The sequence below is a fragment of the Allostigmatella hybrida genome (assembly GCF_020103775.1).
GTDB classification, from domain to species: domain Bacteria; phylum Myxococcota; class Myxococcia; order Myxococcales; family Myxococcaceae; genus Hyalangium; species Hyalangium aurantiaca.
This window is the reverse complement of sequence record NZ_JAHXBH010000014.1, coordinates 145,775-172,015: the sequence shown is the minus strand read 5'-3', so window position 1 is coordinate 172,015 and position 26,241 is coordinate 145,775. Positions and strand designations below refer to the sequence as shown.

22 protein-coding genes, 1 tRNA gene and 2 pseudogenes are annotated in these 26,241 nt (G+C 66.8%); 10 read left to right on the top strand and 15 right to left on the bottom strand.

The genetic code is table 11. The features are described 5' to 3' along the window. Positions 1 to 130: 130 nt before the first annotated feature. Both KY661_RS21745 and KY661_RS21740 read right to left on the bottom strand, forming a co-directional pair. On the bottom strand, positions 131 to 361 hold the full coding sequence (locus tag KY661_RS21745; protein WP_225412037.1) for a hypothetical protein: 231 nt from the start codon (positions 359 to 361) through the stop codon (positions 131 to 133). A gap of 107 nt (positions 362 to 468) precedes the next feature. Beyond that, positions 469 to 1,488 carry a DUF6973 domain-containing protein gene (locus KY661_RS21740; RefSeq protein ID WP_225412036.1) on the bottom strand — a complete coding sequence of 340 codons (1,020 nt, stop codon included), beginning with the start codon at positions 1,486 to 1,488 and terminating at the stop codon, positions 469 to 471. Positions 1,489 to 2,951: 1,463 nt separating this feature from the next. On the opposite strand from KY661_RS21740, the pseudogene KY661_RS37900 reads away from it, so the two are divergent. Next, positions 2,952 to 4,246: pseudogene (locus KY661_RS37900) on the top strand (AHH domain-containing protein). Further along, complete coding sequence (locus KY661_RS21730; protein WP_398577222.1) at positions 4,153 to 4,833, top strand: imm11 family protein; 681 nt, start codon at positions 4,153 to 4,155, stop codon at positions 4,831 to 4,833. The pseudogene KY661_RS37900 and the gene KY661_RS21730 overlap by 94 nt, the downstream one beginning before the upstream one ends. Positions 4,834 to 4,853: 20 nt before the next feature. Here the strand turns inward: KY661_RS21730 and KY661_RS21725 are convergent. The 5 genes and pseudogenes from KY661_RS21725 to sitA5 all read right to left on the bottom strand — a co-directional run bounded on the left by KY661_RS21725 (position 4,854) and on the right by sitA5 (position 8,556). Further along, a tRNA-Arg gene (locus KY661_RS21725) sits at positions 4,854 to 4,956 on the bottom strand. Between the two features lie 2 nt (positions 4,957 to 4,958). Continuing rightward, positions 4,959 to 5,609 (bottom strand): annotated as a pseudogene (gene sitI6, locus KY661_RS37760) (SitI6 family double-CXXCG motif immunity protein); the annotation flags it as partial. Positions 5,610 to 5,633: 24 nt separating this feature from the next. Next, entirely contained in the window at positions 5,634 to 6,278 is a 645-nt protein-coding gene (sitA6, locus tag KY661_RS37755; RefSeq protein ID WP_450097577.1) for a SitA6 family polymorphic toxin lipoprotein, read from the bottom strand. Positions 6,279 to 6,389: 111 nt separating this feature from the next. Continuing rightward, entirely contained in the window at positions 6,390 to 7,109 is a 720-nt protein-coding gene (locus KY661_RS37750) for an immunity 52 family protein (protein ID WP_398577221.1), read from the bottom strand. Between the two features lie 13 nt (positions 7,110 to 7,122). Further along, on the bottom strand, positions 7,123 to 8,556 hold the full coding sequence (gene sitA5, locus KY661_RS21705; protein WP_225412032.1) for a SitA5 family polymorphic toxin: 1,434 nt from the start codon (positions 8,554 to 8,556) through the stop codon (positions 7,123 to 7,125). Between the two features lie 432 nt (positions 8,557 to 8,988). On the opposite strand from sitA5, the gene KY661_RS21700 reads away from it, so the two are divergent. Together KY661_RS21700 and KY661_RS21695 are read left to right on the top strand one after the other, a co-directional pair. Next, positions 8,989 to 9,624, top strand: a complete 636-nt coding sequence (locus KY661_RS21700; protein WP_225412031.1) for a TetR/AcrR family transcriptional regulator — start codon at positions 8,989 to 8,991, stop codon at positions 9,622 to 9,624. A 112-nt stretch (positions 9,625 to 9,736) separates the two neighbouring features. Then, positions 9,737 to 10,957: an FAD-dependent monooxygenase gene (locus KY661_RS21695; protein WP_225412030.1), complete on the top strand. Its 1,221-nt coding sequence runs from the start codon at positions 9,737 to 9,739 to the stop codon at positions 10,955 to 10,957. Between the two features lie 9 nt (positions 10,958 to 10,966). Here KY661_RS21695 and KY661_RS21690 read toward each other — a convergent pair whose 3' ends face one another. Genes KY661_RS21690 through KY661_RS21680 form a run of 3 tightly spaced genes read right to left on the bottom strand, consistent with a single transcriptional unit; the run spans position 10,967 to position 14,259 of the window. After that, positions 10,967 to 11,806 carry a c-type cytochrome gene (locus KY661_RS21690; protein ID WP_177241366.1) on the bottom strand — a complete coding sequence of 280 codons (840 nt, stop codon included), beginning with the start codon at positions 11,804 to 11,806 and terminating at the stop codon, positions 10,967 to 10,969. Between the two features lie 14 nt (positions 11,807 to 11,820). Further along, positions 11,821 to 12,945 (bottom strand): metallophosphoesterase family protein, encoded by a 1,125-nt coding sequence (locus tag KY661_RS21685; protein WP_225412029.1) that lies wholly within the window; start codon positions 12,943 to 12,945, stop codon positions 11,821 to 11,823. 15 nt (positions 12,946 to 12,960) lie between these two features. Continuing rightward, entirely contained in the window at positions 12,961 to 14,259 is a 1,299-nt protein-coding gene (locus tag KY661_RS21680) for a cytochrome-c peroxidase (protein WP_225412028.1), read from the bottom strand. A 400-nt stretch (positions 14,260 to 14,659) separates the two neighbouring features. On the opposite strand from KY661_RS21680, the gene KY661_RS21675 reads away from it, so the two are divergent. Then, the gene (locus KY661_RS21675; RefSeq protein WP_225412027.1) at positions 14,660 to 17,218 is read left to right on the top strand and encodes a M1 family metallopeptidase; all 2,559 of its coding nucleotides are present in this window, start codon (positions 14,660 to 14,662) and stop codon (positions 17,216 to 17,218) included. A gap of 55 nt (positions 17,219 to 17,273) precedes the next feature. Further along, positions 17,274 to 18,278 carry an ACP S-malonyltransferase gene (locus KY661_RS21670; RefSeq protein WP_225412026.1) on the top strand — a complete coding sequence of 335 codons (1,005 nt, stop codon included), beginning with the start codon at positions 17,274 to 17,276 and terminating at the stop codon, positions 18,276 to 18,278. Position 18,279: 1 nt separating this feature from the next. Here the strand turns inward: KY661_RS21670 and KY661_RS21665 are convergent, their stop codons facing one another. Further along, positions 18,280 to 18,687: a hypothetical protein gene (locus tag KY661_RS21665; RefSeq protein WP_225412025.1), complete on the bottom strand. Its 408-nt coding sequence runs from the start codon at positions 18,685 to 18,687 to the stop codon at positions 18,280 to 18,282. A 196-nt stretch (positions 18,688 to 18,883) separates the two neighbouring features. Between KY661_RS21665 and KY661_RS21660 the strand changes: the two genes are divergently transcribed. The 3 genes from KY661_RS21660 (at position 18,884) to KY661_RS21650 (ending at position 20,567) form a co-directional block, all read left to right on the top strand. Then, positions 18,884 to 19,465, top strand: coding sequence for a YceI family protein (locus KY661_RS21660; protein ID WP_225412024.1), 582 nt, complete (start codon positions 18,884 to 18,886; stop codon positions 19,463 to 19,465). A 125-nt stretch (positions 19,466 to 19,590) separates the two neighbouring features. Next, entirely contained in the window at positions 19,591 to 19,974 is a 384-nt protein-coding gene (locus KY661_RS21655; protein WP_225412023.1) for a ParD-like family protein, read from the top strand. After that, positions 19,971 to 20,567, top strand: coding sequence for a zeta toxin family protein (locus tag KY661_RS21650; protein ID WP_225412022.1), 597 nt, complete (start codon positions 19,971 to 19,973; stop codon positions 20,565 to 20,567). The genes KY661_RS21655 and KY661_RS21650 overlap by 4 nt, the downstream gene beginning before the upstream one ends. An 8-nt stretch (positions 20,568 to 20,575) precedes the next feature. Here the strand turns inward: KY661_RS21650 and KY661_RS21645 are convergent, their stop codons facing one another. Genes KY661_RS21645 through KY661_RS21630 form a run of 4 tightly spaced genes read right to left on the bottom strand, consistent with a single transcriptional unit; the run spans position 20,576 to position 24,568 of the window. Further along, positions 20,576 to 21,256: a hypothetical protein gene (locus KY661_RS21645; RefSeq protein ID WP_225412021.1), complete on the bottom strand. Its 681-nt coding sequence runs from the start codon at positions 21,254 to 21,256 to the stop codon at positions 20,576 to 20,578. Then, complete coding sequence (locus tag KY661_RS21640) at positions 21,250 to 22,311, bottom strand: pilus assembly protein (RefSeq protein WP_225412020.1); 1,062 nt, start codon at positions 22,309 to 22,311, stop codon at positions 21,250 to 21,252. The genes KY661_RS21645 and KY661_RS21640 overlap by 7 nt, the downstream gene beginning before the upstream one ends. Beyond that, positions 22,311 to 23,804, bottom strand: coding sequence for a pilus assembly protein TadG-related protein (locus tag KY661_RS21635; RefSeq protein WP_225412019.1), 1,494 nt, complete (start codon positions 23,802 to 23,804; stop codon positions 22,311 to 22,313). The genes KY661_RS21640 and KY661_RS21635 overlap by 1 nt, the downstream gene beginning before the upstream one ends. After that, entirely contained in the window at positions 23,801 to 24,568 is a 768-nt protein-coding gene (locus tag KY661_RS21630) for a TadE/TadG family type IV pilus assembly protein (RefSeq protein ID WP_225412018.1), read from the bottom strand. Before KY661_RS21630 ends, KY661_RS21635 begins: the two co-directional genes overlap by 4 nt. A 202-nt stretch (positions 24,569 to 24,770) precedes the next feature. On the opposite strand from KY661_RS21630, the gene KY661_RS21625 reads away from it, so the two are divergent. After that, positions 24,771 to 26,222, top strand: a complete 1,452-nt coding sequence (locus KY661_RS21625; RefSeq protein WP_225412052.1) for a glycosyl hydrolase family 18 protein — start codon at positions 24,771 to 24,773, stop codon at positions 26,220 to 26,222. Positions 26,223 to 26,241 lie beyond the last annotated feature (19 nt).

The following is a 26,241-nucleotide window of genomic DNA, read 5'->3' as shown; positions in this document are numbered from 1 at the left end:
TGGCTCACGGCTCGGGCGGCCCCCGTCAGCGGCCCTCCATGACACCTCCGCTCCTGCCCTCACCCTCCACATGGCCTCTATCCTGCCTATACGCGAGCCGACGCGCGATGGCACGCGTCGACTCACCAGCTTATACGCCGCGCGAGACTTCTTCCCGCTCTGACAGCGACAGGCGCAGGGGCGAGCGCTGCTTCACGCGAAGCGCCGCGCCTCCTGTCTTCACCCTCAGCCACTGAATCGACTTCTTCGAGCTGCCGATGGCCAACGCCGCCGCCTCGAACGTCTCACCGGCACTGACGCGCCGACAAATCTCCAGTCTGTCCTCACCCGTCAGGCTTGCGGCTTTCCCTCGGCCTCGCACCCTCTGCCTCCCGTCGAGCAGGGTGCCATGGTGAGCACCCGAATGGTGCGTTCACTGCTTGAGACCGCCCGGGCAAGCTCGCAGGGGCATGGGGCGAGGCGCTGGAGTTACTTGCCGCCAAGCGTGGGGACTTTGATCGTAAAGCCCATGGGTACGCCCTCGTCCTGCTCCAAGTCTTGGGACACAGAGCCATCAGAGAAGGTGAGTCCCTCGCTCAAAGCCACAGTAATACCGCAGCGACCATGCGTGCCGTCCACCGTACATGTCACAGACAATGAGTGGTTTCCGGTGCGGAGGTCTTTCGTTTCGAATACGCGCTCTCCGCCTGGAGGCGTTACTCCCATATTCGTTCCATCAAGCACGACTTCAGCCACATCGTCAAAACTGGGTCCGTAGTCCAAAACGGTAATGCTGGGGCATGTCTTGATGTAAACAAGACGCGCGGGATCCTGCGTCACTCCCGAACTCATGCAGGACGCAGAGAAATCCATAATGAGCTGAACATGCTTGTCATCAGAAGCCCCAGGATCACTTGAGTAGATGCTCCTCCCAACTTGATTATTGTTGAGGTCCATCGCCGATTCATCGTTAGTCTCCGCAGACTCGTGAGCCGTCGCAAAATCTTGTGCCCATTGCAGCCCACAGCACTTCGCCATCAATACATTCCAGTATGCATGGCGAAAGGCATCTCCCTTGCCATTAAGCAACGTTTCCCGGTCGAACTCCACTCCGGCGCGGATCCCTGCCTTGGATACTGCTTCCTCTGTCTTGCGTGCATTGCCAGGATTTCTTGCGACGAGAAGCCATTCCGCTATTGTGAGCCTTAGTAGCTGGTTGACCTGCATACCGACCACGTTGGGTGACGATTGCGAAGAGGTTGTCTTGATTCGCTCCAGTACTAGCCTCGCAAATTTATTGCTGTCTGGGTCGATGGTGGGATTCTGATTCAACACCGCATCGTACGCCATTGCGTACTCATCAAGCGTGGGAGGGGGAATACTGAGGATTTCCTCATCTGTCAGCGGCGCGTCGTCTGGCACGCCATCCGACCCATCAGCCCCACCACAACTACTTGCTCCAATCATGAACACAGCCAATACAAACCAGAATAAAGGACGTGTCGTCATGCCTTTAGAGCGCCTAACAAAAGTCAGATTTGAGGAGTCCGTCCCCTCGGGAGAGTGCTCCAGTCCTTACTTTTGTTAGGTGCTCTTAGACTCCTTTTTATCGCAGCGTGGGGACTCAATGGACAGGTGCTAATCAAACAATGCCACACCCAGGCAGATAACCGCAGAGCAGAGGCCTATAGTGTTTGCAGGACAACTTGGACGGGCGGAGGTCGGTCGAGATGTCATGCCGTGACGCAGCAGCTATTCAGCATGGCTGTACGGGGCCCTGGCTTTCGAGAGACCCAAACGGGCTGGCACAGCCCGCACGTGCAAGATTCGGATGGAGGCGCACGCTAAAGATATTGTCCCTCGCGACAAGAAGGGGGCCAGTTTATCAAGTTTCAATCTTTGGGCTTGATGCTAGAGGAACCTATCTGGTGAACACCGTCACTGGCACCACGTGGGTTTTGTTTGAGAATCCAGAGGAAGGCTGCTTTGGGGGGGGGGGCTATCCCAGCGCCACGGACCGACCAGTCGGGTAAGTAGGGCACTGAGAGCCGCCCCTTTCAAGATGTTGAATCAATACGCCCAGGGGCGAGGACGCGCACTGTGGAGATGTGCTGTGTGCAGCACGTCCTGAGGGGTACCCCTTATTCGTTTTCTTTTGGCCCTCGCGGGTGCTTGCGCAGGCGCTTGGGCTGAGCGTTGCGGACGAGGGTTCCGCCGAGATGGGAGGGGACTGCTCGTCAAAAGGCGGCCCAAACGTCGTCACCTACGACAATCACCATCCCGCCGTAGGTGGCCTTCACTTCGGTGGAAACAAAGAAGGGAGTCGGCCCGTGCCAGGAGAGCCAAGCCCCTGCCGCGCACCTGAAGGGAGGGCGGCCAGGGCCGGCGTGTACTCCAACGGGGCTGCGCGGCTTCTCCACCCGCTTGGCTCACGGCTCGGGCGGCCCCGTCAGCGGCCCTCCACGACACCTCCGCTCCTGCCCTCACCCTCCACATGGCCTCTATCCTGCCTGTACGCGTCAACACGATCAGCTGCGTGCGGGTGGAGGAGCGCCGCGCGTGCACCTGGCGGCACAGTGAGACCAGCGCCTCCAGGGAGGGTTCGGCATCGCCCAGCACCACCAGGCCCGGCGGCATCCTGTCAGGCAGCTGGTGCAGCCCGTCCACTCCTGCCCTCACCCTCCACATGGCCTCTATCCTGCCTATACGCTGCTTATACGCTCCGGTTTGGTCCTTTTTTGGTCCCAAAAACCGGATTTGGTCCCGAGAATGCAAGCGCCGCCCCCGTTCTCAGAGGGCGGCGCCTTGAAAGCGGCGGGTTGCTCGGCTTGGAGGCGGCGGCAATCGAACCCGCCACCACACATGAGGAGTCCCAGGCCAACGCGGCGTTCGTCATCAAGGCAGTGTTCGTGGAGGCTGAGCCAGCCCCCCACCTGTTCGATTCTGCCCGGCCTCGGGGCATGATGGCGCTCATGAAGAGCATATCCGGCCTCTTGCGACTGCTGCTCGCTCTGCCTCTGGCCCTCCTATCCTCGTGCGCGACCAGTCAGGATGCCCTGTCCAAGAGTGACGAGGGGGCCGTGCGGCCGGCAATGGTCCGCCATCGCTGGTTGTCCAAGGAGCAACTTCAACTCGACTTCGAGCCCCTCTCACCGCCGCTCTTCGCAGAGGTGATGAGCGCGGAAGAGGCTCAGGCCGTGCTCGACGCCTTCGCAGGGTCATTCTCGGAGGCCGCGCAGTTTCAGGTGATCTCTGCCAGCGCCTCGTCCACCGGTACGCCTGCTCCCTGGGAGGCAAGACTGCGCGCCGAATTCCTCAAGCACTATGGAGCCCCCGGCTGCCTCTGCCTGGCTCCCTTCAGCACAGTCCCCTGTTCATGGCACTCAGGCTGTCGCCTCGCTACATGGGTCCAGGTATCCGTGATGCGGCTCAGCAGATGGTCCGCTCACCCATCTTCCTGGCCAGCGTCACGCTCTCGGTGCTGGTGTACTTCTCCGCGTGGGCATTACCCGAGCCCCTCTTCTCGAAGGCTTTTGCCGCCACGCTCACCGCGCGCCTGGCCCTCATCGTGGGACTGGTGGAGCTGCGCCACGTAGCACTGGCCTGCCTGCAACTGTATCGAGAGGCTCAGTCTGCCAGGACGATCAAGGAACTGGATGCGGCCGCCGAACACTTTGGCCGAGCGCTCGGTGGAACAGCCCTGCGTGTGCTCGCCGCGGTTGCCAGCTTCGGTGTGGCCAGGGGGCTGCCCAACGTTCCTCCGGGAGGCTTGGGAGGACTGCTGGGCTCGCCTCGTTACGCCCTGGCCGGGGGGCTCTCCATCCAGTCTGCGTCCACGGCTCAAGTCGTCGCGGATGGCACCATCGTCCTCGCGGGCGCGGTCCTGGGCACGGCGGGCTCTGCCCTGAGCAGCACTTGCGCCGATGGCTCTCGAAAGCAGGAGGGCTACCAGTGGCACCACCTGGCCACGGACAAGAACGACGCTTCACCGCTGAGAGGTGGCCCTTGGACTCCACGGTTCCAACAGCTCTTCAAGAAGGCAGGAATGAGCCTGGATGATCCGGCCAATCGTGTCTATCTGGCGGGCCATCAGGGGCCCCACCCGGAGGAGTACCACTTCGAGGTCTACCAGCGACTCGAAGCAGCCATGGGCCGGTGTCAATCGAGCGCTCAATGCAAGATTCGCCTGGCCGAAGAGCTTCAGAGAATCCGAAACGAGGTGTGTACCTCTGGGTCTTTCCTCCACCGGCTCCTGACAAAATCATGAAGCATCGCGGAGAATCTCAAAGCATGCCCCGGTACTATCAGCTGCTAGACGACATGCGCCTTCCGGGCCGATGGCTTCTGGGAAGCCCCTTGGACGAGCGAAAGCACGAGATCGATCCCTGGCAGTTCAAGGATGGCACGATTCTGGAGGTGGGATGCGTGCCACGGTTTCCGCTCGATGTTCCTGGTACTCCGCTCGACTTCAGCTGGGCGGCCTTGAGCATTCCAGTGGTTCATGAGCGCTTCGCCAGACTCTTTGAGCGCCTCCACGTGGACGGAGTGCAGTTCATCCCCGCCCAGACCGAGGAGCATCCTGGGCCCTGGTACATTCTCAACGCACTGCACATCCTGCGCTGCATTGACGACGCTCGCAGCGGGGAGGTGCAGTACTGGAAACCGGAGGACAACCGGCCGGACAAACTCGGTGAGTATCGCGCCGTCCATGGCCTGCGCATCGACCCAACGAAGGTGGGGGATGCCCGCATCTTCCGTCCCTGGGGTTGGCGCGTGGCGCTCATCATCTCCGAGGACATCAAGCAAGCCATCGAGTCCGTAGGCCTCACCGGAACGCGGTTCGTTGAAGCCTGAAGTTCCTTATCTGGTGGAGGTGGAGGCGGCGGGAATCGAACCCGCCGCAATGCGGTACGCGCTCAGCGCAGCGGTAGTTCATGGAAGAGGATTCCATCCATCCCCAGACGCTGAACGGCCTCCTTGAAGTGCTCATTGCCGACCAGGACGCTTTCGAAATCGGCCAGGCGAAACACATCCGTATGGGGCGGCAGCGAGGCGGCCTTGAGGATGAGCTGCTCTGGGAGTTCGAAGCCCTCACGCACGCACCGAGGACAAGGCGCAGGGGGTTGGCGCAGGCAGTCAGCGTGCAACAGTCCGTAGGGCATGAGCTGGAGCTCGATCAGGTCTGGCAGCTCTTTCTTCTGACGGAAGCTCAGCTGAGGCTGACGCCCCGCCAACCCCCGAAGGCCGGCCTGTTGCAGCGTCTCCATGGCCTCGCGTCGCACCAGCAGCGTCCAGGGATTCTGGAAGAAGAAGGAGCCGAAGCGCCCCCACGCCTTCCCGACAAGGGGACCGAACCGCGTTCCGGGAGGAAGAGGCGCTCCTTCGGGAGCCCAGGGACGGATCAGCTCACGCAGCCGTTCGAACTCATGAAGAGGCTCAGCTCTCGGCACCACGAACGCTGCCTGCTGGGGATGCCGTGATAGGTCGACGCAGGGATAGGCCACCGCCGCGTTGGCCCATGTAGCACCGCACCCAGGACACTTCGCTCCGGGGAGGAACCACTTGGATGCGGCACTGATGTCCCCTGTGTCGCCCGACGCCCGGTTCTCCCTCAACTCGTAGAATCGCATCCGATTTGCGCTCAGGGTACCTCATCAGTAGGGCACCATCGAGGCTCCTGTCAGATCGTACCTCACGATCAACTTGATGGCGTGCTGCCAGATCTCCTCGGGTGTGGCTCGCAGGCGGCCCCTCGTGAAGTGACGCCATTCCTCATTCCACCGGCCTCCGCGTTGGCCTCCGTTATGGAGCCGAATATGCACTTCACGAGGAATCAAGAGCGTGTACTGGTGGATGTTGAGGCCCTGCTGCTGGAACCATGCGGCGAGGTCCGGGGCCTGCGGGAAGATGTGGTGCTTCACGAGGCGGTCGCGCGGGAGCGGGCGCTGACTGGGCAGGGTCGGAGCGGGGTGGTTGTGCCAGCGGATTCGGAAGACGGGCTCGGCGCCTGGCCGAGGTAGCCGTCCCCCTCTGCGCCACCCGCCAGGAGGCCTGAGCCCCGGCCATCGAGCCGGCTCGATGTTGCCAGGGGTGGCTTTCCTGTCATCAGTCAAGTCCCTGCAGTGGAAGAAGGCACAGGTGTCTTCGGCGCAGACCAGCTCAAGGGTGGTGTCGTCCTGGCAGCCTTCTTCCCAGGAGACTTCCTGGGGTTCCTTCTCAGGCAGAGAGACATTCGTGGTGGCGCAGGCCGCCAGGAGCACACCTATGAGCGCCATCCAGCGAGCAGGGCTTGTGAGCATGGCTCTGAAGTCTACAGAGTCCTGCGCGATGACCGGCGTGGAGGCGGCGGGTTTCGAATCCTCCAGCCCACGGAGTAGATATCGTGCGATGGAGCAACCTGCGGTATGCCGTCACCCTGCCGGCCAGGGCTGCAATGGCTGCAGCAACCCGGCCCGGTCCAGCAATTCGTGGACGCGAGCGGCCAGCGCGACATGCTCCGGGTTGGAGGCGGTGAACCGCTCGGGGGTGAGGATGACGAGAGTGCCCTTGTCCTCCACCGGCTCGATGCGCACAGGGGCGGGCAGTGGGGGCACCTTGCCTCGCAGCCGCGAGAAGTACATCCCCCAGCCTACGAAGGTGCCCGGCTTCGCTTTCTCCGTCACGCTGTCCCGGTGCGCCTCGGATGTGGCCACTCCCCACTCTGGATCCCAGGCCAGGGCCATGGCGCGCAGCACCCCGGCCATGACGGGTGCGGTCAGCACCCGCTCTCCAAGAGGGCCCTCATCATAAGGCCGGAGTACGCAAGTGGACGGAAGGTGAAGAGAGGAATGACCGCAGTTGCCATCAACGCCTGATGTCTCCTCCCGGCTGTCTCCTGTCCACAGGTGAAAGGAGAAGCCATCGCCTATCCGATGCTCCTTTTGTGCGAACAGCTTCTGGAAATTCTCCGCGTCTGTGGCGAACAGGCGTTCGCGTGCTTCCTTGAAGGAAGCTGCCGGCTCATACCAGCGGGTCCACGCTGGGTCGCAGCGCCCCAGGAGGTGGAAGAACCGCTCCGCACGTCGGGCGCAAGCCTCGGCGGATTCGGGCCGGTCGAGCCAGCAAGAGCCAGCGTAATACGTCTCTGTCATCGGAGGCTGCTCCTCACGGGGCCGGGTGAATATGAACGACCTCGATATCGCCGAGAAAGTTGGCCTTGAACATCTTCCTGAGTGCAGCTGCGAACTTCTCCTCGGCGACGATCCACCGGATGGGCGTTCCATTGGCGGCTTTGAGCTGGCGCCTCGCCTGATCAAGGAGCTTGTGACGGCCCTCGAAGATCTCAAGCAAGTTCAGCTTCTTGTCGACCCATTTCGCGTAACCGGTGGCTTTGACCTCAAGGAGAACCCCTTGGTCGAACCCATCAAAGTCCACCTCTTCGTCGCCCATCTTCACGCGGTAAGCGTAGCCCTTGGGCGCCCCTGTCCTCTGGGCTTGATAGGTCCGGGCGCTCTCGGACATGAACTCGTCCGCCTGAACCCATTCCCCTGGGCCACCGGAGGGCGGCGCAGCCTGCGCGCCAACCTTGCCGCCTGAGCTGTCGCGCGCCGCCATGGCTACCGCATTGGGGACCAGCACGAGGGTGACTCCCTCGGAAGTGATGGCAACCGACTCTACCTGAGCCAAAGCTGGGGCCGTCCAGCGGATGCCCAACTGCGCCTCGGCTACCCCCGCGGCCTGCCCGGCTCCCGGTAACCTCGGCAGCGTCGCCGCCATGCCCGAAGCCGTGTTCCCCAGGGCCACCGTGCCCAGCATCACGAGGGCTCGGGCGGCCTTCTCCCCCATCGTGTCGCCGAACTTCTTACCGGAGGCGTAGATGCCATCGAAGGTGGTGGCCTGATCCACTTCCTTCATCAGTACCAGCCACCCATCCATGAGGCGCCCCACCGTATCCCAGCCCAGGTAGGCCACCGCCCCGAGTGTCAGCAGCGCGGCGATGCCTTTGCTCACCGGCTCGGGGAGCGCGAGCAAGATGGCGTACAGGGTCAGGCCACCAACGACTGTGGCAACCACAGCCTGGGGGCTCACCAGCCGGGCGAGTTCCTCCTTCATGGCTCCCAGTACCTTGCTGTGAGCGATCGCCATGGCCAGCGCGTACTTGTCGTCCCCATTCAGGAAGGGCTTGTCCACCAGCAGACGCAGGCAATCTCCGCCTCCCCACGTGTGCTCGCACCACAGCAGGTAGCGGCCCTTCAGTTCCTCGTCCTCGGGCAACAAGCGAAGGTTGCGCGTGCTCCCCGGCTCGGAGGCCTTGAGGCGCTGGCTTCGGGCCTCGTACCGGTACCAGCCGCTTCGCTCGGGCAGTCCGAACACCTGCCGGACGTGCTCCAGGGGATGCTCCACTGGAAGCACAGAGGGGGCGTGTTGGGCGACGGCCTTCTTGAACTCCTTTTCGCTCACCGCGACCGGCTCCACATCGCGGCGCGGAGTGCGGACGACGAGCTCGCCCTGGCCTGTGTCCAAGCGGACGACGGTCCTCGTGGAGGCGCTGCACCCTGAGAGGAACACGAACAGCAGCACCACCGCCCAGCGCGGCATCTGGAGCCTCCTGACCATGGCCCCCGCGCGCCGGGAGCACACCCAGCGATTACAGGGGAGCCATGTCAGGCTCGTCAATCACGGGGGCTCGTGGACACCTGGATTGGACGGAGCGTCACCCTTCGAGGGTAGCCGCACCTGCAGCACGGCAGCCCATGTCCATCACGGCCCACTGTTCTAGCGTACGACATACGCGCAACACGGATAGAGCCAGCGTCCAGCCATCCGTCATCACAGAATAAAAGAGACGAGGCGGCGGGTATCGAACCCGCCGCCGTGCGCACGACTCCCGGTGGCGGGTCCAGCGCGCTCCACGTGCGCTTTCCGAAGAACGGAGCAGCGCGCGCGGCCTGAGTGAGCAAGTCTCTCGCGCGCGGCACCGCGCCCCGCCATAGAGTGGCACCTGCCCAGGTGACGGCGAAGAGGAGGCCCATGGCGGAGGGGCTGCGCGAGCGCAACAAGCGTCAGAAGTTGGAGGCAGCCAAGAAGGCCGCGCGGCAGTTGTTTGCCCGCCAGGGCTTCGAGGCCACCACCATCCGCCAGATCGCCGAGCGCGCTGGCATCGGCCTGGGGACGCTCTACTCGTACGTGCCCAACAAGCACGAGCTGTTGGACCTGATCTTCCACGAGCAGTGGAGCGCGGTGGAAGACGCGGCCTATGCCTCGCTTCCCGAGGACGTGGGGCTGGTGGAGGGGCTGCTGCACGTCTTCGGCGCCATGGTGGACAGCTACGCGAAGGATCCAGAGCTGTCGAAGACCTTCCTGCGCGAGACGCTCCTGCCCACCGAGGGAGGGGAGACCCGGCGGGAGCGCAGCCGGCAGGTGCTGACGCGGCTCGCGGGCCTGGTCGAGCGCGCGCGGGAGCGGGGCGAAGTGGGCCAGGAGGTGGAGCCCCTGGCCGCGGCAACCAACCTCTTCGGGCTCTACCTGCTCCACCTGCTGGGCTGGTTCGGAGGGCTGGGGAACACCGCTGAGTTCCTCGAGCGCCTGCGCCTGAGCCTGGAGCTCCAGATGCGCGGCCTGCACCCCGCCAAGCCAGGAAGCTCGCGACGTAGAAGCCGGGCTTAAGCGCCGCATCCAGCCGAGAGCGCCAAAGGCCCCCCTTGCCTGGATTTTCGAACACGTTCGAATTAGAACGTGTTCAGGGCATTGACGTTCAAGGAGTGCCCGGGAGGAATGCATGCGCGCGGAGGATGCGAAGGCCTTGGTGGTGGGCGGCGGCATCGGAGGGCTGGCGGCGGCCATCGCCCTTCGGCAGGCAGGCTGGGCGGTAGAGGTGTACGAGCAGGCGCCCGCGATGGGAGAGGTGGGCGCGGGGTTGGCCATCACCACCAACGCGATGCGCCTGCTGTTCGAGCTGGGGCTCACCGGGTTGCCCCAGCGGGGAGAGGCCGTTACCGATGCCGAGGGGTGTACGTGGCAGGGGGAGGTGCTCGTGAAGTTCCCGGTGCTGGAGCTGGCGCAGCGGCAAGGAGCGCCCTCCGTGGTCATCCACCGGGCGGCGCTGCACTCGGCGCTCCGCGAGGCCTTCGGGCCGGAAGGGCTGCACGTGGGAGCGCGGCTCCGAGGGTTCGAGCAGGACGGCGCCCAGGTGGTGGCGCATTTCGAGGGAGGCCGCGAGGCCCGGGGCGCGCTGCTCGTGGGCGCCGATGGGCTCAGGTCACGCGTCCGGGCTCAGCTCCACGGGGACAAACCCCCGCGCTACGTGGGTTATCCGGTCTGGCGCGGCATCACGCCCCCGTTTTCCCATCCGGGGATTCCCAAGGGAATGCTCCGCGAGACCCAGGGGCGAGGGGGTCGCTTCGGCATGAGCTACATCGCCGGGGACCGCGTGTTCTGGTGGGCCGCGGTCGAGGGGCCCGCGGGCCAGCCCGTGCCTGGAGGCGACAAGGCCTACTTGGCGGAGGTGTTCCAGACAGCCCACGCGCCCATCCCGGAGCTGATCGCCGTCACGGACGCGGCAGACATCCTCCGCGCGGATACCTATGACCGGCGTCCCCTCACGAGGTGGGGCGAGGGGCGCGTCACCCTGCTCGGGGATGCAGCGCATCCGATGGCCCCTAACCTGGGACAAGGGGCCAACTCCGCCATCGAGGACGCCTTCATGCTCGCCCTGGCGCTCCAGGAGGCGGAGGACATCCCCTCGGGACTGCGTGCCTACGAAGCGTGGCGCAAACCGCGCACCGCGCTGTTGCAGTGGCAATCGTGGGCCTTTGGCGCCATGGGGCACTGGGAGAACCCGGCTGCCGTGTGGCTTCGGGATGGGCTGATGAGGCGGCTGCCTCGGCGGCTCGTCACCGGTGGACTCCAGCGCATCTGGGGTTGGGAGCCGCCACTCCGGCAGACGGTCAGGGTCCCGAAATGCAAGCGCCGCCCCCGTTCTCAGAGGGCAGCGCCTTGAAAGCAGCGGTCAGTGCTTGCCAAACTCCAGCGGCACGCCCTTGCGGCGGGCGTAGATGTAGGCCTCCATGGCCTTCATCTTCGGGTCGTCATCGGCCAGCGGCTTGCCGCGCACCGGATTCTGGATGCACCAGTTGATCATGTCGCGCAGCATCGCCACGCGGCCCAGTTGCACCTGGTACTTCGGGTACGTCTCCGGGTGCGTGTTGGCCGCGTCCGGGTGGCACATGTCGCACGACACCGCGATGGTGCCGCCCAGCGCCGCCGCGTCGTGGAACACGCGGTTGCCCTCCTCCACGAACGCCTGCGTCGAGTCCGCCCAGATCTTCTCGTCGCGCTCGCTGAACGCGCCGTAGGTGTGGCCCGTCTGGAGGTGGGCGTCCTTCTTCGCCGCCACCTCCGAGGCCCCCGCCGCCGCGTTCTGTCCGCCACTCTTCACCGAGCCCCCCGCCGAGGGCTTCTGCGGCGTGCCATCCACCGCGGGCGGGCTGCGCGGCCCCTTCGGATCGGGGCTGGGCGGCGGCTTGGCCGTCTGGGCCACGGCCCGCGACGGCAGCGGCACATCGTCCCAGTTCGCGTCCGGGTTCTTGCGGCGCCACTCGGCCATCAGCGCGGTGGACACCGCCTGGGCCTGGTCGCGCGTCATCGACCCGCCATCCTTCACGCCCACGACTTCCATGGACGTCACGCCGTCACACAGGCCGACGACGAGGTTGCCGTCCGGGGAGACGGGCACCTTGTGCTGGGGAAGCGGCTCGGCCTTGAGTCCGGAGCCGGTGGCGAGCGCCGCGCCGCCCGCCAGGGAGCTGGCCGCGACGAGTCCTGCCAGGAGCTTGTTCTGAAAGTTCATTCCGGTGTTCTCGCTCAGTAGGTGGGCAGCTTGGGACGGGGGGGCGCATCCTTCTTCCCGTTGGACGCGAGGTAGCTCGCGCGCACGGAGATGGGGTTGCGCTCCCAGAGGTTGTAGAGCTTGTTGACGAGGCCCGCCTCGAGCACGTCCATGCGCCCGTCTCCGCACCCGTCGAAGGCGCTGAACGGATCCGCGCGGTTCATCTGCGTGGTGAACGAGGGCAGGCCTTCGGGGGCATACGGCCACGGCCACGCGGTGGACAGCATGCCGTGGAAGTGGATGTTCTGGATGCGGTTGGTGAGAAGCTGGTGCGTGTGGCCGTGGATGACCGTCACCTTCTCGAAGGGCTTGAGCAGCGCTTGCACCTCGTCCGCGTCATCCGTCCAGAAGTTCCAGGGCCGGTAGTACTTGTAGAGCGGCGAGTGGCTGAAGACGATGACGGGCGTCTTCTTGTCCACCTTGGCCAGGTCCTTCTGCAGCCACGCGCGCTGCTCGGCGCCCACCTCGAAGCGGGACTGAATCCCGTTGTCCAGGCCGGCGACGATCTTCATGCGCTCCATGTTCGACAGGCCGCGCTCCGTCCAGAAGTCCTTCTCGTAGATGGAGTTGAGCACCACGAAGTGCACGCCCTTGTGGTCGAACGAGTAGGTGGGCTCGCCGAACAGCTCGCGCCACTGCTCGCCCATGTCGAGGAACCAGTCGTGCTCGCCCACCATCATCCGCACGGGCGCCTTCACGCTCTTGAGGATCTGCGCCCCCAGCTTCAGCTCGCTGGCCTGGCCCAGCTGCGCCAGGTCCCCGCCGAACAGCACGAAGTCCGGCTGCGGGTTGAGCGCGTTCACGTCATCCACCGCCTTGAGGATGGAGCGCACGAACCGGTCGTTGAGCTTCTGCTCGTACAGGTGCGTGTCGGAGATGTACGCGAAGGTGAACTTGGGCTTCTCCGGGTTCTCCTGCCCCTCGGCCACCTGGATGAGCTGGAAGCTGGCCGGCGTCACCAGCCCCATGCCGGCGACGATGCCGGCGGAGACCCCCGCCACGCGCATGAAGGCGCGGCGGTCCAGGCGCTTGAGCCCATCGAACAGCTCCTGGCGCTCCTCGTAATACTTCGTCTCGACGCTCTTGAACTTGTTGGTCATGGCTTTGCGTTCTCCCTACTTCGCCGCGCCAGGGACCGAGGTCTCCGCGCCGTACACACCCATCGCCGCCGGGTTCTTCACCGCCAGGTCCGGATTGGGGGCGAGGTCTCCCAGGTTGCCCTTCTTGCCCATCGCCACCGCCGTGTCCCGCTCCGGGCGGGTGTTCTTCCGCTTCTGCTGCCGGGCCAGCTCCTGCCCGTTGAACTTCGTGTAGCGCGTGTCCGTGAGGGTGAAGAGGAAGGCCACCAGGTCGTCGATCTCCGGCTCGGTGAGCCCCAGCCGCTGCATCCCCCCGTCCAGGTAGGGGTTGGCCACGCCGCCCTTGTTGTAGTGGTCCATCACGTCCCACAGCGTCGTCAGCGAGCCGTCGTGCATGTAGGGGCCGGTGATGCCCACGTTGCGCAGCGTGGGCGTCTTGAAGGTGCCGATGTCGTTCTCCTTCTTCGTCACCAGGAAGCGGCCCAGCTCGGAGAACTCCGTCTGCAGCGCCAGCTCGTCGATCTGCTTCTCGTCCCCCAGCCGCACCACGTCCACCGCCTTGCGCGCCAGCTGCACGAAGTCCTGCTTGTGCGCGGCGATGCCGATGTTGTGGAACTTCTGGTCCGAGAACAGCGGCGAGACGATGTTCGCCGCGTGGCAGGAGTTGCAGCGCGCCTTGCCGTTGAAGAGCGCCCAGCCGCGCTTCTCCGAGGCGTTGAGCGCCTTCGCATCCCCGTGGATGAAGGCATCGAAGCGGGCGCTGCCCGAGAACTGCGTGCGCTCGAAGGCGGCGATGGCCGAGGCCAGGTCGTCGTAGTTCACGTCCCGCCCGAAGACGGACTTGAACGCGGTGGCGTACTCCGGGATGGCCTGCACCTTGGCCACCACGGCCTCCGGCGAGGGCATGCCCATCTCGCGCGGGTTGAGGATGGGCAGCTTGGCCTGATCCTCCAGCGTGCCCGCGCGCCCGTCCCAGAACTGGGAGGCGTTGAACATGGCGTTGAGCACCGTGGGGCTGTTGCGCGTCACTTTCTGGCCCTTGATGCCCGTGGACAGCGCCTTGCCGTCCACGAAGCCCATGGCGGGCTCATGGCAGGTGGAGCACGACACGGTGTTGTCGGCCGACAGCCTCGGATCAAGGAAGAGCTTCTCGCCGAGGGCCACTCTCTCCGGCGTGGGCTCCGCGCCCGGGGGCACGGAGAGCTTCCACAGCGCGGGAGAGACTCCGGGGGGCAGCTTTGGCGGCGAGGCCGGCGCGGTGCCCTGCGCCTGGACCGCTCCCGCGCACAGCAAAGCACCCACCATCCAGGCGGTGGTGGACCTGGAACCCATCATGAGGATTCTCCTGAGGCCCAGCAGCGCACGAGGAAAGCTCGCGGAACTCCGGGCCGTGACTTCCGCCCGAAGGCAATCACCCTCCTCAAGGCTCCCGCCATGGCCATGTCCCCGGCGTCTCATTGCGCTGTTCAGTTTCTGACAAAATAAAAATTTCTGCTCGCCCGCCCGCAGCGGGTTCCACGGCTGGAACCACCGCGCCATTCACCAGGGTCCCAGCCGGGCAACGCGCGGCGGCTCACGGCATCGTCTTCAGCGCCACGGTGACCAAGCCCTTCCCGGGCGTGGGCGGCGGCCTCAAGGTGGGCGGGCTGTAGCGCTCCCCTTTCCGCCCACCGCCTGACACCCCGCACATCCCGTACGGCCAACGGCTTGCGCCGACATTAGAGTGCCCGGCCCTATGGCTCACCTGACCGCAGACAAGAACTTCCGGCTGCCGCGGACCGTCCTCCCCCGCCGCTACAGCGCCACGGTGTCACTCGACCTGGAGGCGCGCACCTTCACCGGCTCGCAAACCATCGAGCTGACGGTGGCGGCGCCCACGAACGAAATCATCCTCCACGCCATCGCGCTGAAGCTCACCCAGGTGAGCCTGCGCGCCGGGGGCACCCAGCACACGCCCACCGCCATCGAGCCCGTGGCCGAGAGCGAGACGGTGGTGCTGCGCTTCGCCTCTCCCCTGCCCGCGGGCGAGGCCTCGCTGGCGGTGGACTGGACGGGCCCCTTCACCGAGGGGCTGCGCGGCCTGTACCTGTCCGGCAAGGTGGCCGCCACCCAGTTCGAGACCGCGGATGCCCGCCGCCTCTTCCCCTGCTTCGACGAGCCCGCCTTCAAGGCGCGCTGGGCCCTGAGCGTGCGCGTGCCGGCCCAGCCCGGGCTGACGGTGCTCTCCAACGGCGCCGTCACCTCGGACAAGACCGAAGGGGGACTGCGGCACGTGACGTTCCAGGAGACCGACGTCCTCAGCTCCTACCTCATCGCGCTGGTGGTGGGCCCCCTGGTGGGCACGCCCGAGGAGCGGGTGGACGGGGTGCCGGTGCGCACCTGGGCCCTGCCGGAGAAGGCGCACCTGACGCGCTTCGGCCAGGAGGCCGCGCTGGCCTCGCTGCCCCGGCTCCAGGAGTACTTCGGGCTGCCCTATGCCTACGGCAAGGTGGACCAGGTGGGCATTCCGGACTTCGAGGCGGGCGCCATGGAGAACGCCGGCCTCATCACCTTCCGCGAGGTGGCGCTGCTGTTGGACCCCGCCACCGCGCCGCTGTCGGTGCAGAAGCGGGTGGCGGAGGTGGTGGCGCACGAGCTGGCGCACCAGTGGTTCGGCAACTGGGTGACGATGGTGTGGTGGGACGACCTGTGGCTCAACGAGGCGTTCGCCACGTGGATGGCCTACAAGATTGTCGACGGCTGGAAGCCGGACTGGCGCGTGTGGCTGGACTTCGACACGGGCAAGGCGGCGGCGCTGCACCTGGACGCGCTCAAGTCCACGCACCCCATCCGCGGCGAGGTGCGCAACGCGAGCGAGGCGGGCGAGAGCTTCGATCTCATCACCTACGAGAAGGGCGGCGCGGTGCTGCGGATGATCGAAGGCTTCCTCGGCGAGGAGGCGTTCCGCGAGGGCATCCGCCAGTACATGCGCACGCACGCGCGCGGCAACGCGGTGGCCGATGACCTGTGGCAGGCGCTCGCCGCGGCCTCCTCCCAGCCGGTGGTGGAGCTGGCCAACGCGTGGATTGGCCAGAGCGGCTACCCGCTGGTGTCCGTGAGCCAGGCGGGCCACCAGGTGACGCTCACCCAGCGCCGCTTCTACTCGGAGCCGGGCGTCTCCAGCGGCGAGCGCTGGCCGGTGCCGGTGGTGCTGCGCTTCGAGGATGGCAACGGGGTGCGCGAGCAGCGCGTGCTGCTGCGCGAGGAGCGCACGCCGGTGACGCTGGAGGGCAGCGGGGAGATCCGCTGGCTGAGCGCCAACGCGGGCTCCACGGGCTTCTACCGCGTGGCGTACGACGCGGCGGCGCTGCAGAAGCTGGCCTCCCACCTGGGGGCGCTGGCGCCCTCGGAGCGCATCGGCGTGCTCGCGGACCAGTGGGCGCTGGTGCGCGCGGGGCTCGCCAAGGTGGAGGACTTCCTCAACCTGGCGGCCCGCTTCGGCCACGAGGAAGACGATGCCGTCCTGGACGAGCTGGTGGGGCGGCTGGGCTACATCGAGGCGCGGCTGGTGGAGGGCGAGGACCAGGAGCGCTTCCGCCGCTGGGTGGAGCGGCTGTTCTCTCCGGGGTTGGCGAAGCTGGGCTGGGAGCCCAAGGCGGACGAGACGGACCGCATCCGGCTGCGGCGCGCGGCGCTCGTGCGCGCGGTGGGCGTGCTGGCGCGCGGCCAGGACGCGCTGGGCGAGGCGCGGGCCCGGGTGACGCGGGCGCTCGGCGGGGACACGCGGGCGCTGGAGCCCAACCTGCTGGACAGCGCGGTGGCCATGGTGGCACGGCGGGGCGACGCGGCCCTGTTCGACACGCTGCTCTCGAAGATGAAGGCGGAGCCGGATCCGGCCACCCAGCGCCGCTACCTGTCGGCGCTGACCTCCTTCGAGGATCCGGCGCTGGCCAAGCGGGGCCAGGAGCTGTTCTTCACGGACGCGGTGAAGATGCAGGACGTGACGACGTACCTGAGCGGGCTGATGGTGAACCGGACCGGCCGGGAGGCCTGGTGGGCGGAGGTCCAGAAGCGGTGGAAGGACGTGGTGGCCCGCACGGGCGGCGCGCCCATGCTGCTGCGGCGGGTGGTGGAGGCGCTGGGCACCCTGCGCACCCGGTCCCAGCTGGAGGAAGTCCAGGCGCTGCTCCAGGCCCACCCGGTGGGTGAGGCCCAGCAGGCCATGAAGCAGACCCTGGAGCGGCTCAGCCAGGACGTGGCGCTGCGCGAGCGCGAAGGCCCCGGCGTGGTGGAGTGGCTCAAGCACCAGCCGTAAGGGTGCCGGGAAACATGAGATAACCGCCGGTGTCTTCCTCACCGGCGGCTTCTCCATGATCCAGGCCCCCATCGCAGTCCTCTTCCCTGGCCAGGGAGGGTATTTCCCTGGCGCCCTAGCCGGGCTCGCCGGCAGCCACCCGGCGGCCCAGGCGGTGCTCGCCGCCATGGACCCCATCGCGCGCGTGCACCTGGGGAGCACCCTCTCGGACTATCTCGCCTCGCCGCCTCCTCCCGAGAGCGAGGCGCACACGCTCCAGGCACAGGGGCTGTACCAGCTGGCCATCTACGGCTCGTCCCTGGTGGTGTACCGGCTCCTGGAGTCCGAGGGCCTGGTGCCCCGGGTCTTCGTGGGGCACAGCTTCGGGGAGCTGACGGCCATGGTCTGCGCGGGGGGCTTCACCGTGGAGGAGGGCACGGAGATCCTCTGCGAGCGCGTCGCGGCGCTCCAGCAACTCGGCGCCCACAGCGGCTTCATGGCCGCGCTGGGAACCGGCGTGGCGCAGGCGGAGCAGCTGGTCAACCAGATTGGCTCCCCACGGCTCGCCATCGCGGCGGAGAACCACTCTGGGCAGACGGCCCTGTCGGGCGAGGAGGAGGCCATGGCCCAGATCCAGCGCCTGTGTGGCCCCCTGCGCATCGCGTTCAAGCGGATGAACTCGCTCTACCCCTTCCACTGTCCCGGGGTGATGGAGCCCATCGCGGAGGACTTTGGCGCACGGCTGCGGCGCTTTGCCTCCCGGCCACTGAGGGCCCCTGTCTTCTCCCCCATCCTCGGCCGCTACTATGGCCCCGAGGAGCCCCTGACCGGACACCTGGCCCAACATCTGATTCACCGGGTCCGCTTCTCCACGGCCCTTCACACGCTGGCCCAGGAGGGGCTCACCGTCTTCATCGAGTGCGGTGCGTCCCGGGCGCTCTCCTCGTTCGCCCAGAGCGAGTTGGAGGCGCCGGAGGTGTTCACGCTGACCCTGCTCCACTCCCGTGCGCCCGCGCGGGAGTCCGTCGCCGCCGCGCTTCAGGCCTTGCGAGCGCGGCAGCTCCTGCCCGGGGAGCGCTGAGCTACGGCACGGTGGGCTGATAGTGGGAGGCGTGGGAGACGGTCAGCTGGAGGCACGCCCCGGTGCCATCCCACCGGAATTCGACGTACGCGTCCGCCGTCACCGACTGCGCGGCCGCCACCAGCGCTGGCACCCTCGACGTGCAGGTGCCCGTGATGCCACCGCTGGTCTTCGCGAAGCAGGTCATCGCCATGTCCCCCGCGCTGCCACTGCTGGTGGTGCACCCAATGTACTGGACCGTGTCCGCGCTGGTGCGGGCATTGCCCAGCGAGCCATAGGCGGACCCGCCCGCCGAGGAGGAGGAGACGTAGACGTTGCGCACGATCTTCGAGCCCGCCAGCGCGCCCGTCCCCGCGAGCAGCAAGGTGCCCAGGCCCAGTCCCATCACGACGTTCTTCGGCATTCCCATGTGAGGCTCCGTGGTGTGTGTCCACGAGCGGTACGCCGCGCCCCGTCCTTATTCCCGGGAGTGCCTTTCTTTTCCGCTTTGGCCCCCTGCTCACTACTGCACAGTGACCCGGGCGTTATGTGCCCCGAGCACTTCCGCCTGGGGAGCACGTTCCTACTGTGTGCCGGGACTTCCGCACCCTTACCCGACAGCGACCATGATCCATCCTTCTCTTGGCCGGGCCTCCTCGACGCAACTTCCCACCCAGCACGCCACGTGGAGCGTCGATCCTGCGCACTCGTCCATCCTCTTCACCGCCCGGCACATGGTGGTGGCGCGGGTGCACGGCCGGTTCGAGCGGCTCACGGGCACCCTGCGGGTAAACCCAGAGCAGCCCACCCAGGGTGAGGTCGAGGTGAGCGCGGATGCGGCCAGCATCTACACGGGCAGCCCGGAGCGGGACGCGCACCTGCGCTCGGCCGACTTCCTCGATGCCGACAACTCGCCCAAGATTACCTTCCGCAGCGTCCGGACGGAGCCCACGGGAGGCTCGGGGTTCCGGCTGCATGGGACGCTGACCATCCGCAACATCACCCAGCCGGTCATCTTCGAGGCGCGCCACACCGCCACGTCGAAGGACCCCTGGGGCCGTCAGCGCCTGCTCTACACGGCGCGGACCTCGGTCAATCGCTCGGACTACGGCATCCGCTGGAACAAGGTGCTCGACAACGGCGGCTGGCTCGTCGGGGAGCGCATCGAAATCGAGATGGACATCCAGGCGCTCCCCGTCGTGTCCTGAGCGAAAGGCTGCCTGCCCTCCTCCAAGCTCCTGAAATCAAAGGAAGTTGTTAATGAAATGAACCGGTAGCATATTGCTACACCGTCAGAGCATGGGGTTACTTTTCCAGCTCGGGAGGTTGGAGCATGGGACTACCGCTGCGTATCAGTGACGAAATCGTGCGCTGGGCCCGTGAGGAAGCAGAGACCAGTGACCGCTCCCTGACGAGCCAGATCGAGCACTGGGTGCGACTGGGGATGGCCGTGGAAGCAGTGCTCGGCCATGGCCAGGTCAGGGAACTCAAGCGCCGTGGCAAGGCGCTGCTCTCGCTGCCGGATGCCCTTGCCTACGCGGAGTCCGCGGAAGGGCAATCCGAAATGAGGACCCATCTCGAGACCTCGGGCCAGCCCCTCTACAGTGCCGATCCCGAGCGTCCTGGCGGCATCGTGAGGGAGAATCCCGACGGCACCCGGACACGAGGGAAGTTCGTAGGGCGGGTGTTCGTCCCTGAGAGCCCGGATACACCTTGAGTGCCCAGCCCCAGCTCGTCGTCCTCGCGGGGCCCAACGGGGCGGGCAAGTCCACTTTCTTCGAGCGAAGACTCCGGGCCACAGGCTTGCGCTTCGTTAACGCCGACGTCCTCGCGCGGGCGATTGCGCCCGAGGACCCGGCCAGTGCTTCGTACGCCGCCGCCCAAGCCGCGGATGCCGAGCGGCGTGAGCTCGTCAAGATGGGCATGAGCTTCTGCATGGAGACCGTGTTCTCGGATCCCGCTGGCGACAAGCTCGCGTTCTTGCGCGGAGCCATGGCGGACGGCTACCGCGTCGTCCTTCTGTTCATCGGGCTGGAATCACCTGAGCTGTCGCAGGCGCGTGTCATCAGCCGGGTCGCCTCGGGTGGTCATGATGTGCCCGATGAAAAGCTCTTCAGCCGCTTTCCTCGTACGATTGAGAATTTGGCGCAGGCCGCGAGGTTCGTGGATGAAACGCGCCTCTACGACAACAGTGATGCCCGGCACCCGTACCGTCTGCTCGGACGCCTTGAGCGAGGCCGAAGCCTCGAGCGGTTTCCCCCCGTTCCCACCTGGGCCGCAACGGTGCTCGATGCACCGGAGCCGAAGTAGCGCCACCCTCAGGGCGTGCTGTGGCTCACGGCCGCGGGCTCAAGCAGTGGACGCTCTCCCGCGGTCTTGAGGAAGAGGACGACGTCGAGTGCCCCCTCGCGCGATGAGGCGGACATCCGGACCTCCTGCTCCTGCCGGCGGAAGACGAGCGGCTCCTCCTCCTTATATCCGGCGCGCACGAGCCGCTCCCGGTACCAGGCGCTCACCTGCTCCTGCTTCGCCGCCACGCGGAAGGCGAGCGTCTTCGCCCCTTCCATGTCGCTCTGGAGCACGTTCTGCGCCCCCGGGTACACGGGCAGCAGCTCCGAGGCCGGCAGGGGCTTGAACTCCCCCATCCGGGACTCCCCCAGCACCACCGTCGTGAGGCCGTTGGCCTCCTTTTCGAGGATGACCGTGTAGGCCGTCAGCGTGCGCGTGTTCAGCGCGGTGAGGTGGGGCTCGGCGGCCAGCTGCTTCTGCTGGCGCTCGATGTAGAAGCCGGACTCGTCGAACGCCGTGGCGAAGTACTGGATGAGCCGGTCCACGCTCTCCTTGGAGCTGTAGACCTGAAGGCGGATGGGAACGCCTCCCACGTTCATGCCCCCCGGCACCTCCAACTTCGACACCTGCCCGGGCACCTGCCACTGAAAGGGCTCTCCTGCGGGCGGCGCGGCCAGCAGCCCCCCGAGCACGAGCAGACAGCTCAGCATTTGGACAGTCCCAGGAAGCACTTGTTGGAGGCCCGGCGGACCGCCTCGGGCTTGTGGTCGATACCACCCGTGTTGCGGGGCCGGTCCCGTTCATCCTGGGACTCTCCGCGCGGCGTGTCCCGCTCGATGTAGCCGTCCTCCTCGCCGCGGTAGCTCATGAAGAAGCCGTTCTCGTCGATGGGGCTGTAGCCCACGAAGAACTCGGCGAACTCGGAGCCGGCATTGCCCGCCGCGCGGCCCCCCTGGTCGAACACCTTCCGGGCCGCGTAGTAGTACGCCCGGTTGTCGCCGCAGGGCACGTCCGGCTGCTCGGGCTGAAGGGGGCAGTGTCCACTCGTGTCCCGGTCGGAGAAGCCGAAGTCGCCCAGCAGAATCCCGTAGCGCCCCTTGCACTCGCCATCCACGGCCCGGCCCGCCGCGCACGTCTTCATGTCCAGCCGCACCGAGTGCGGCGCCTGGAAGAAGCCCCGCGTGCCCTCCAGGAAGGAGGTGGGCAAGGTGGGCAGCCCCTCGACGTGGGCCTCCGCCATGCAGCTCACGCCCCCCACGTTCTCGTAGACTTCATCGAGCACGCTGTCCGTCGGCTGCCCCACGTCCTGGCCCGGCGGGTAGTACCCCCAGTCGCCGGCCCGGGGCTCCTTCATGGCCGGCATCCGGCTGCGGGGCAGATCAAACGCCACCTCGTCGTCCCGCTCGCACCGCACCTGCAGGCTGTCGATGCGGGTGAACACCTGGGAGAGCTGGTCCCGGTCCCTCGCCGTGGAGCTGCGCCCATCGAAGTCCTGGTAGCGCAGGTTCGCGTCCGCCATCACCCGCGGCGCGATGGCGGGGAAGGTGCTGAAGTCCCCGATGTTGTCCTGCTGGTGCTGCATCCGGTGCACCCGGAACGCCGTGCTGTCCCACAGCGGGGAGACCGCCGCCTCGTGCACCTTGAGCGACAGGTAGCCCACCTCGGCGAAGTGGATGCCGAACATCACCACGGTGATGAAGACGATGAGCCCCAACGTCAGCTCCACCAGGGACTGGCCCCGGGGTTCTCTCCGGCGCGCCCGCATCAGTGCACCCCCTTGTAGCCCGCCCGGATGAGCTGCTCGAAGGCCGAGGCGCCGGGGGCCCCCACCGTGTCCGGCACGTCCGTGCCGCCCCGGAGCAGCTGGCCGCCCGTGTCGATGTCCGCGGCCACGAGGGTGGCTCGCCAGAAGGGGTTCCAGAGGTTGGGCGGCTCGTTCCAGTGCCCGCGCCGGTGGTAGTAGGCCAGCCCCGTGGCCAGCGCCGACTGCACGCTGATGTCCGTGCCATCCGCCGTCGTCAGGCCGTGGCTGTCGAACGTGCTGCCGCCCTCCTCGGAGAACTGGAAGTTGAACCGCAGGTTCCAGGGATCGCTGCGCAGCCCCCGGACCTTGTAGTCCCGCTGGACGAGCGCGAAGATTTTCGGCTGCGCCCAGACGTTGCCGTCCTCCTGGTCGCTCGTGTTGAACGTCATGCCCCCGATGAAGGTGCTCGGGCAGTAGGTGCGCGGCCAGCACGACAGCAGCGTGTGCCGGTACTGCTTCTCCATGCCCGGGTCCGACCGGCCAATCCCGGCCGGCAGGGGGGAGCTCCACGCGTGCTCGTCGGTCTCGTCCTCGAAATCCGTGGCCTTCACGTACGCCCAGGCATTCGTGCGCAGCGGGGCACAGCCCGGGAACGTCACCTCCACCACCGCATGGTCCTCCGCCCAGGTGAAGTAGGGCTTGTCGGCCCGGCCTCCGTGGTTGCGCTCAGTGCCCCAGTAGGCGCTGCCGCCCCCGCGGATGACGCGCAGGGTGCCGCCCGCGGCAGCCAGCGCGCCCAGGATGCCCTGCGTGCCATTGAAGGCCGGCATGCCCTGGCGGCGGGTGATGAACTCATGGCCCCGGGTGGCCATGGCCATGTCGATGGCGTGGCCCGAGCCGCCCGTCGTGGCGTACACCAGCTCGCCCACGGAAACGGGGGTGGGGCCCGCGTGCAGCTCGCTCGGAAAGCGGCTGCCCTTCGAGGCCAGCGCCGTCAGCTGCTTGGAGAAGGACTTCGGCCCGCCGGAGACCGACTCCTTCAACTGCTCGAACATCATGCCCTGCATGCTGCCCAGGTGGCCGCCCAGCACATAGATGTTGTAGACCTGCACCCCGGCCCGCGCGTCCATCTCGTGCCACTTCTGCTCCATCTCCAGGGACTGCTCGTTCAGCGTGCGCAGGGCGTTGACGGCGGCCGGACAGGGCTGGAGCGCGCTGCGGGCGACGTTGAGGTTCGCGCGCATCATGCTCGTCCAGCTGATGAGGCTCATCGTCCCGGAGGCGGCCACCAGGTGGGCCGTCTGCGCCCGGCGCATGAGGGAGATGCTGTTGAAGGTGCGCGCGGTGGCCACCGCGCCGCTGTAGGCGGCCAGGTCCGCCACGCTCTGGGCCTCCATTTTCTCGCGCACGCGCGTCGAGAAGGAAATCGTGAGGAAGACCATCAGCGTGACGAGCAGCATCGTCAGGCACAGGAGCACCAGCGCCTGGCCTCGCGAGCGGACCGAGCGGCTCATGAGCCCCCCCCTGGCGCGGGCGCGCAGTTCTGGGTCTGGAAGTGCTGGGGGCGGGGCGGGGTCATCATCCGCATGGCGTAGTTGGCCTGAAGGGGAAAGACGTATTCCTTGAGCTCGGCGCGCCGGATCATCTCAGCGCTCAGGGCTTCCTCCAGGGAGAAGGCCGTCTGGCGGGTCCAGCTGGCCACCTGGGTGGGCATGAGCGGATTGGCGTGGCCGCCGTAGCCGAACGTAGTCATGTGGGCGAGGATCATCCGGCCCAGGACCCAGTTGGCGAAGGGGATGCGCATCGGGTACCAGAAGACGAGGCGGGCCTCCAGTCGCACCACGTCCGCCGTGCGCGTGTAGCGGGCGGGGTCATCGAAGGACTCCTCCTCGTCCTCGCGCAGCTCCGCACGCAGGGGACGCTCCCGCGAAATCCACACGATGGCCCCGCTGTGCCCCGAGTCCCGCCCGGGCTGGTACAGGTTGTCCCGGTGGGCGTAGAAAGTTTCTCCGAGCGCCTGCGGCGAATCGGTCCGGCTGAAGGCGGGCAGCAGCGCCGCGATGGCTGCGTGGGTCATCGCCTCGCAGTCCCCATGCTTGACGCTGCCGGTGCGCACCGCGCGGAACGCCGCGTACTCCGTGAGCAGCCGCGCTTGCAGCAGCAGGAAGAACTGGAGCGTGCCCAGCACGAGGAAGACCGTCAGCGGAAGCGTCAGCGCCGCCTCCACCATTGCCTGACCGGACTGAGCGTCCGCGGAGCGCCTCCTCTTGCTCAGCATGGGCCTGACACTTTCGTTCACGGCCGGGTCCCGTTCCATCCGTCCACTGGCCGCGCCCGGACTATCCGTTTTCCAAATTATTGTAAAATGTGCACCAACGAACCTATTTCGGGTTCCACAGCATTTCCTGCATTTTCTTGACCCTAAAAAAAAGCCCGGTCCCTCTTGAGAGGCAGTTCCCTTCAGGAGGCGTTTTGCCTTGATGCGTATCCCCCTGCTGTCCCGAAGCCTGGCCGCCGGGTCCGCGCTGCTGGCCACCGTGTTGGCCTGCTCCGGACAGCCAGACCCCCTCGATTCTTCCCTGGAGCCGCTGCCCACCACCACCGTGGAGGCGCAGGCGCTCACCACCCGGGTCGTCGGCTACTTCCCGTCCTGGCAGGGAGACGTCAATGCCATCCAGTACGACAAGCTCTCCCACATCATCTATGCGTTCCTGCTGCCCACCGCCCAGGGCGGCATCACCGGGCTGAGCCCGACAGATGGCCGGCTGCAGTCGCTCGTCCAGACGGCGCGGGCGCGCAACGTGAAGGTGCTCATCGCGGTGGGCGGGTGGATGGACGGCAACGATGCGCCGTTCGAGCAGCTGGCCGCCAACGCGGGCACCCGGGCCACCTTCGTCACCAACCTGGTGAACTTCGTGGAGCAGGCGGGCCTGGACGGCGTGGACATCGACTGGGAGTGGCCCGAGGCGGGCGCCTCGGCCGCGAACTTCGGGGCGCTGACGCGCGAGCTGGGCGCGGCGCTCCACGCCCGCGGCAAGCTGCTCACCGCGGCGGTCGTGGCCTCCTACGGCGGAGAGGGCATCCCTGCCTCGTCCTTCAGCGACGTCGACTTCCTCAACATCATGGCCTACGACGCGGGCTATCCCCATTCCACGTATGACCTGGCCGTCCAGTCGCTGAACTACTGGAAGGGCCGCGGGCTGCCCCAGTCCAAGGCGGTGCTCGGGGTGCCGTTCTACGGCCGCTCCCAGTCCTCGGCGTACACCTACGCCCAGCTCGTTCAGATGGACGCCCAGGCGCCCAACAAGGACAACGTGGGCGACATCTATTACAACGGCATCGCCACCATCCAGGCGAAGGCGCGGCTCGGCAGCCAGCAGGGCGGCGGCGTGATGATCTGGGAAATCTCCCAGGACACCCCGAGCCCCAGCACCTCACTGCTCAACGCCATCTACCAGGTGGTCCAGGGCAACACGGGTGGCAACAAGGCGCCCGCCGTCAGCCTCACCGCGCCCACCGCGGGGGCCTCCTACGCCGTGGGCAGCACCGTCACCCTGTCGGCCAATGCCTCGGACAGCGATGGCACCATCGCCCGGGTGGAGTTCTTCGCGGGCAGCACCAAGGTGGGTGAGGACACCACTTCGCCGTACAGCATCACCTGGAAGCCGGGCAGCGGGGGCAGCTACGCGCTGACGGCGCGCGCCACGGACAACGGCGGGGCCTCGACGGTCTCCGGCGCCATCTCCGTCACCATCACCGGGGGCACGGGCGGCAACTGCGCCGGGGTGCCCGCGTGGCAGGCCTCGCAGGTGTATGTGAAGGACGACAAGGCCACCCACACCGGCAAGCTGTGGCGCGCCAAGTGGTGGACCCAGAACGAGGCACCCTCGGGCGCCGAGTGGGGCCCCTGGGAGCTGCTGGGCGGCTGCTAGTCCCCCCTAGGAGCCCCGC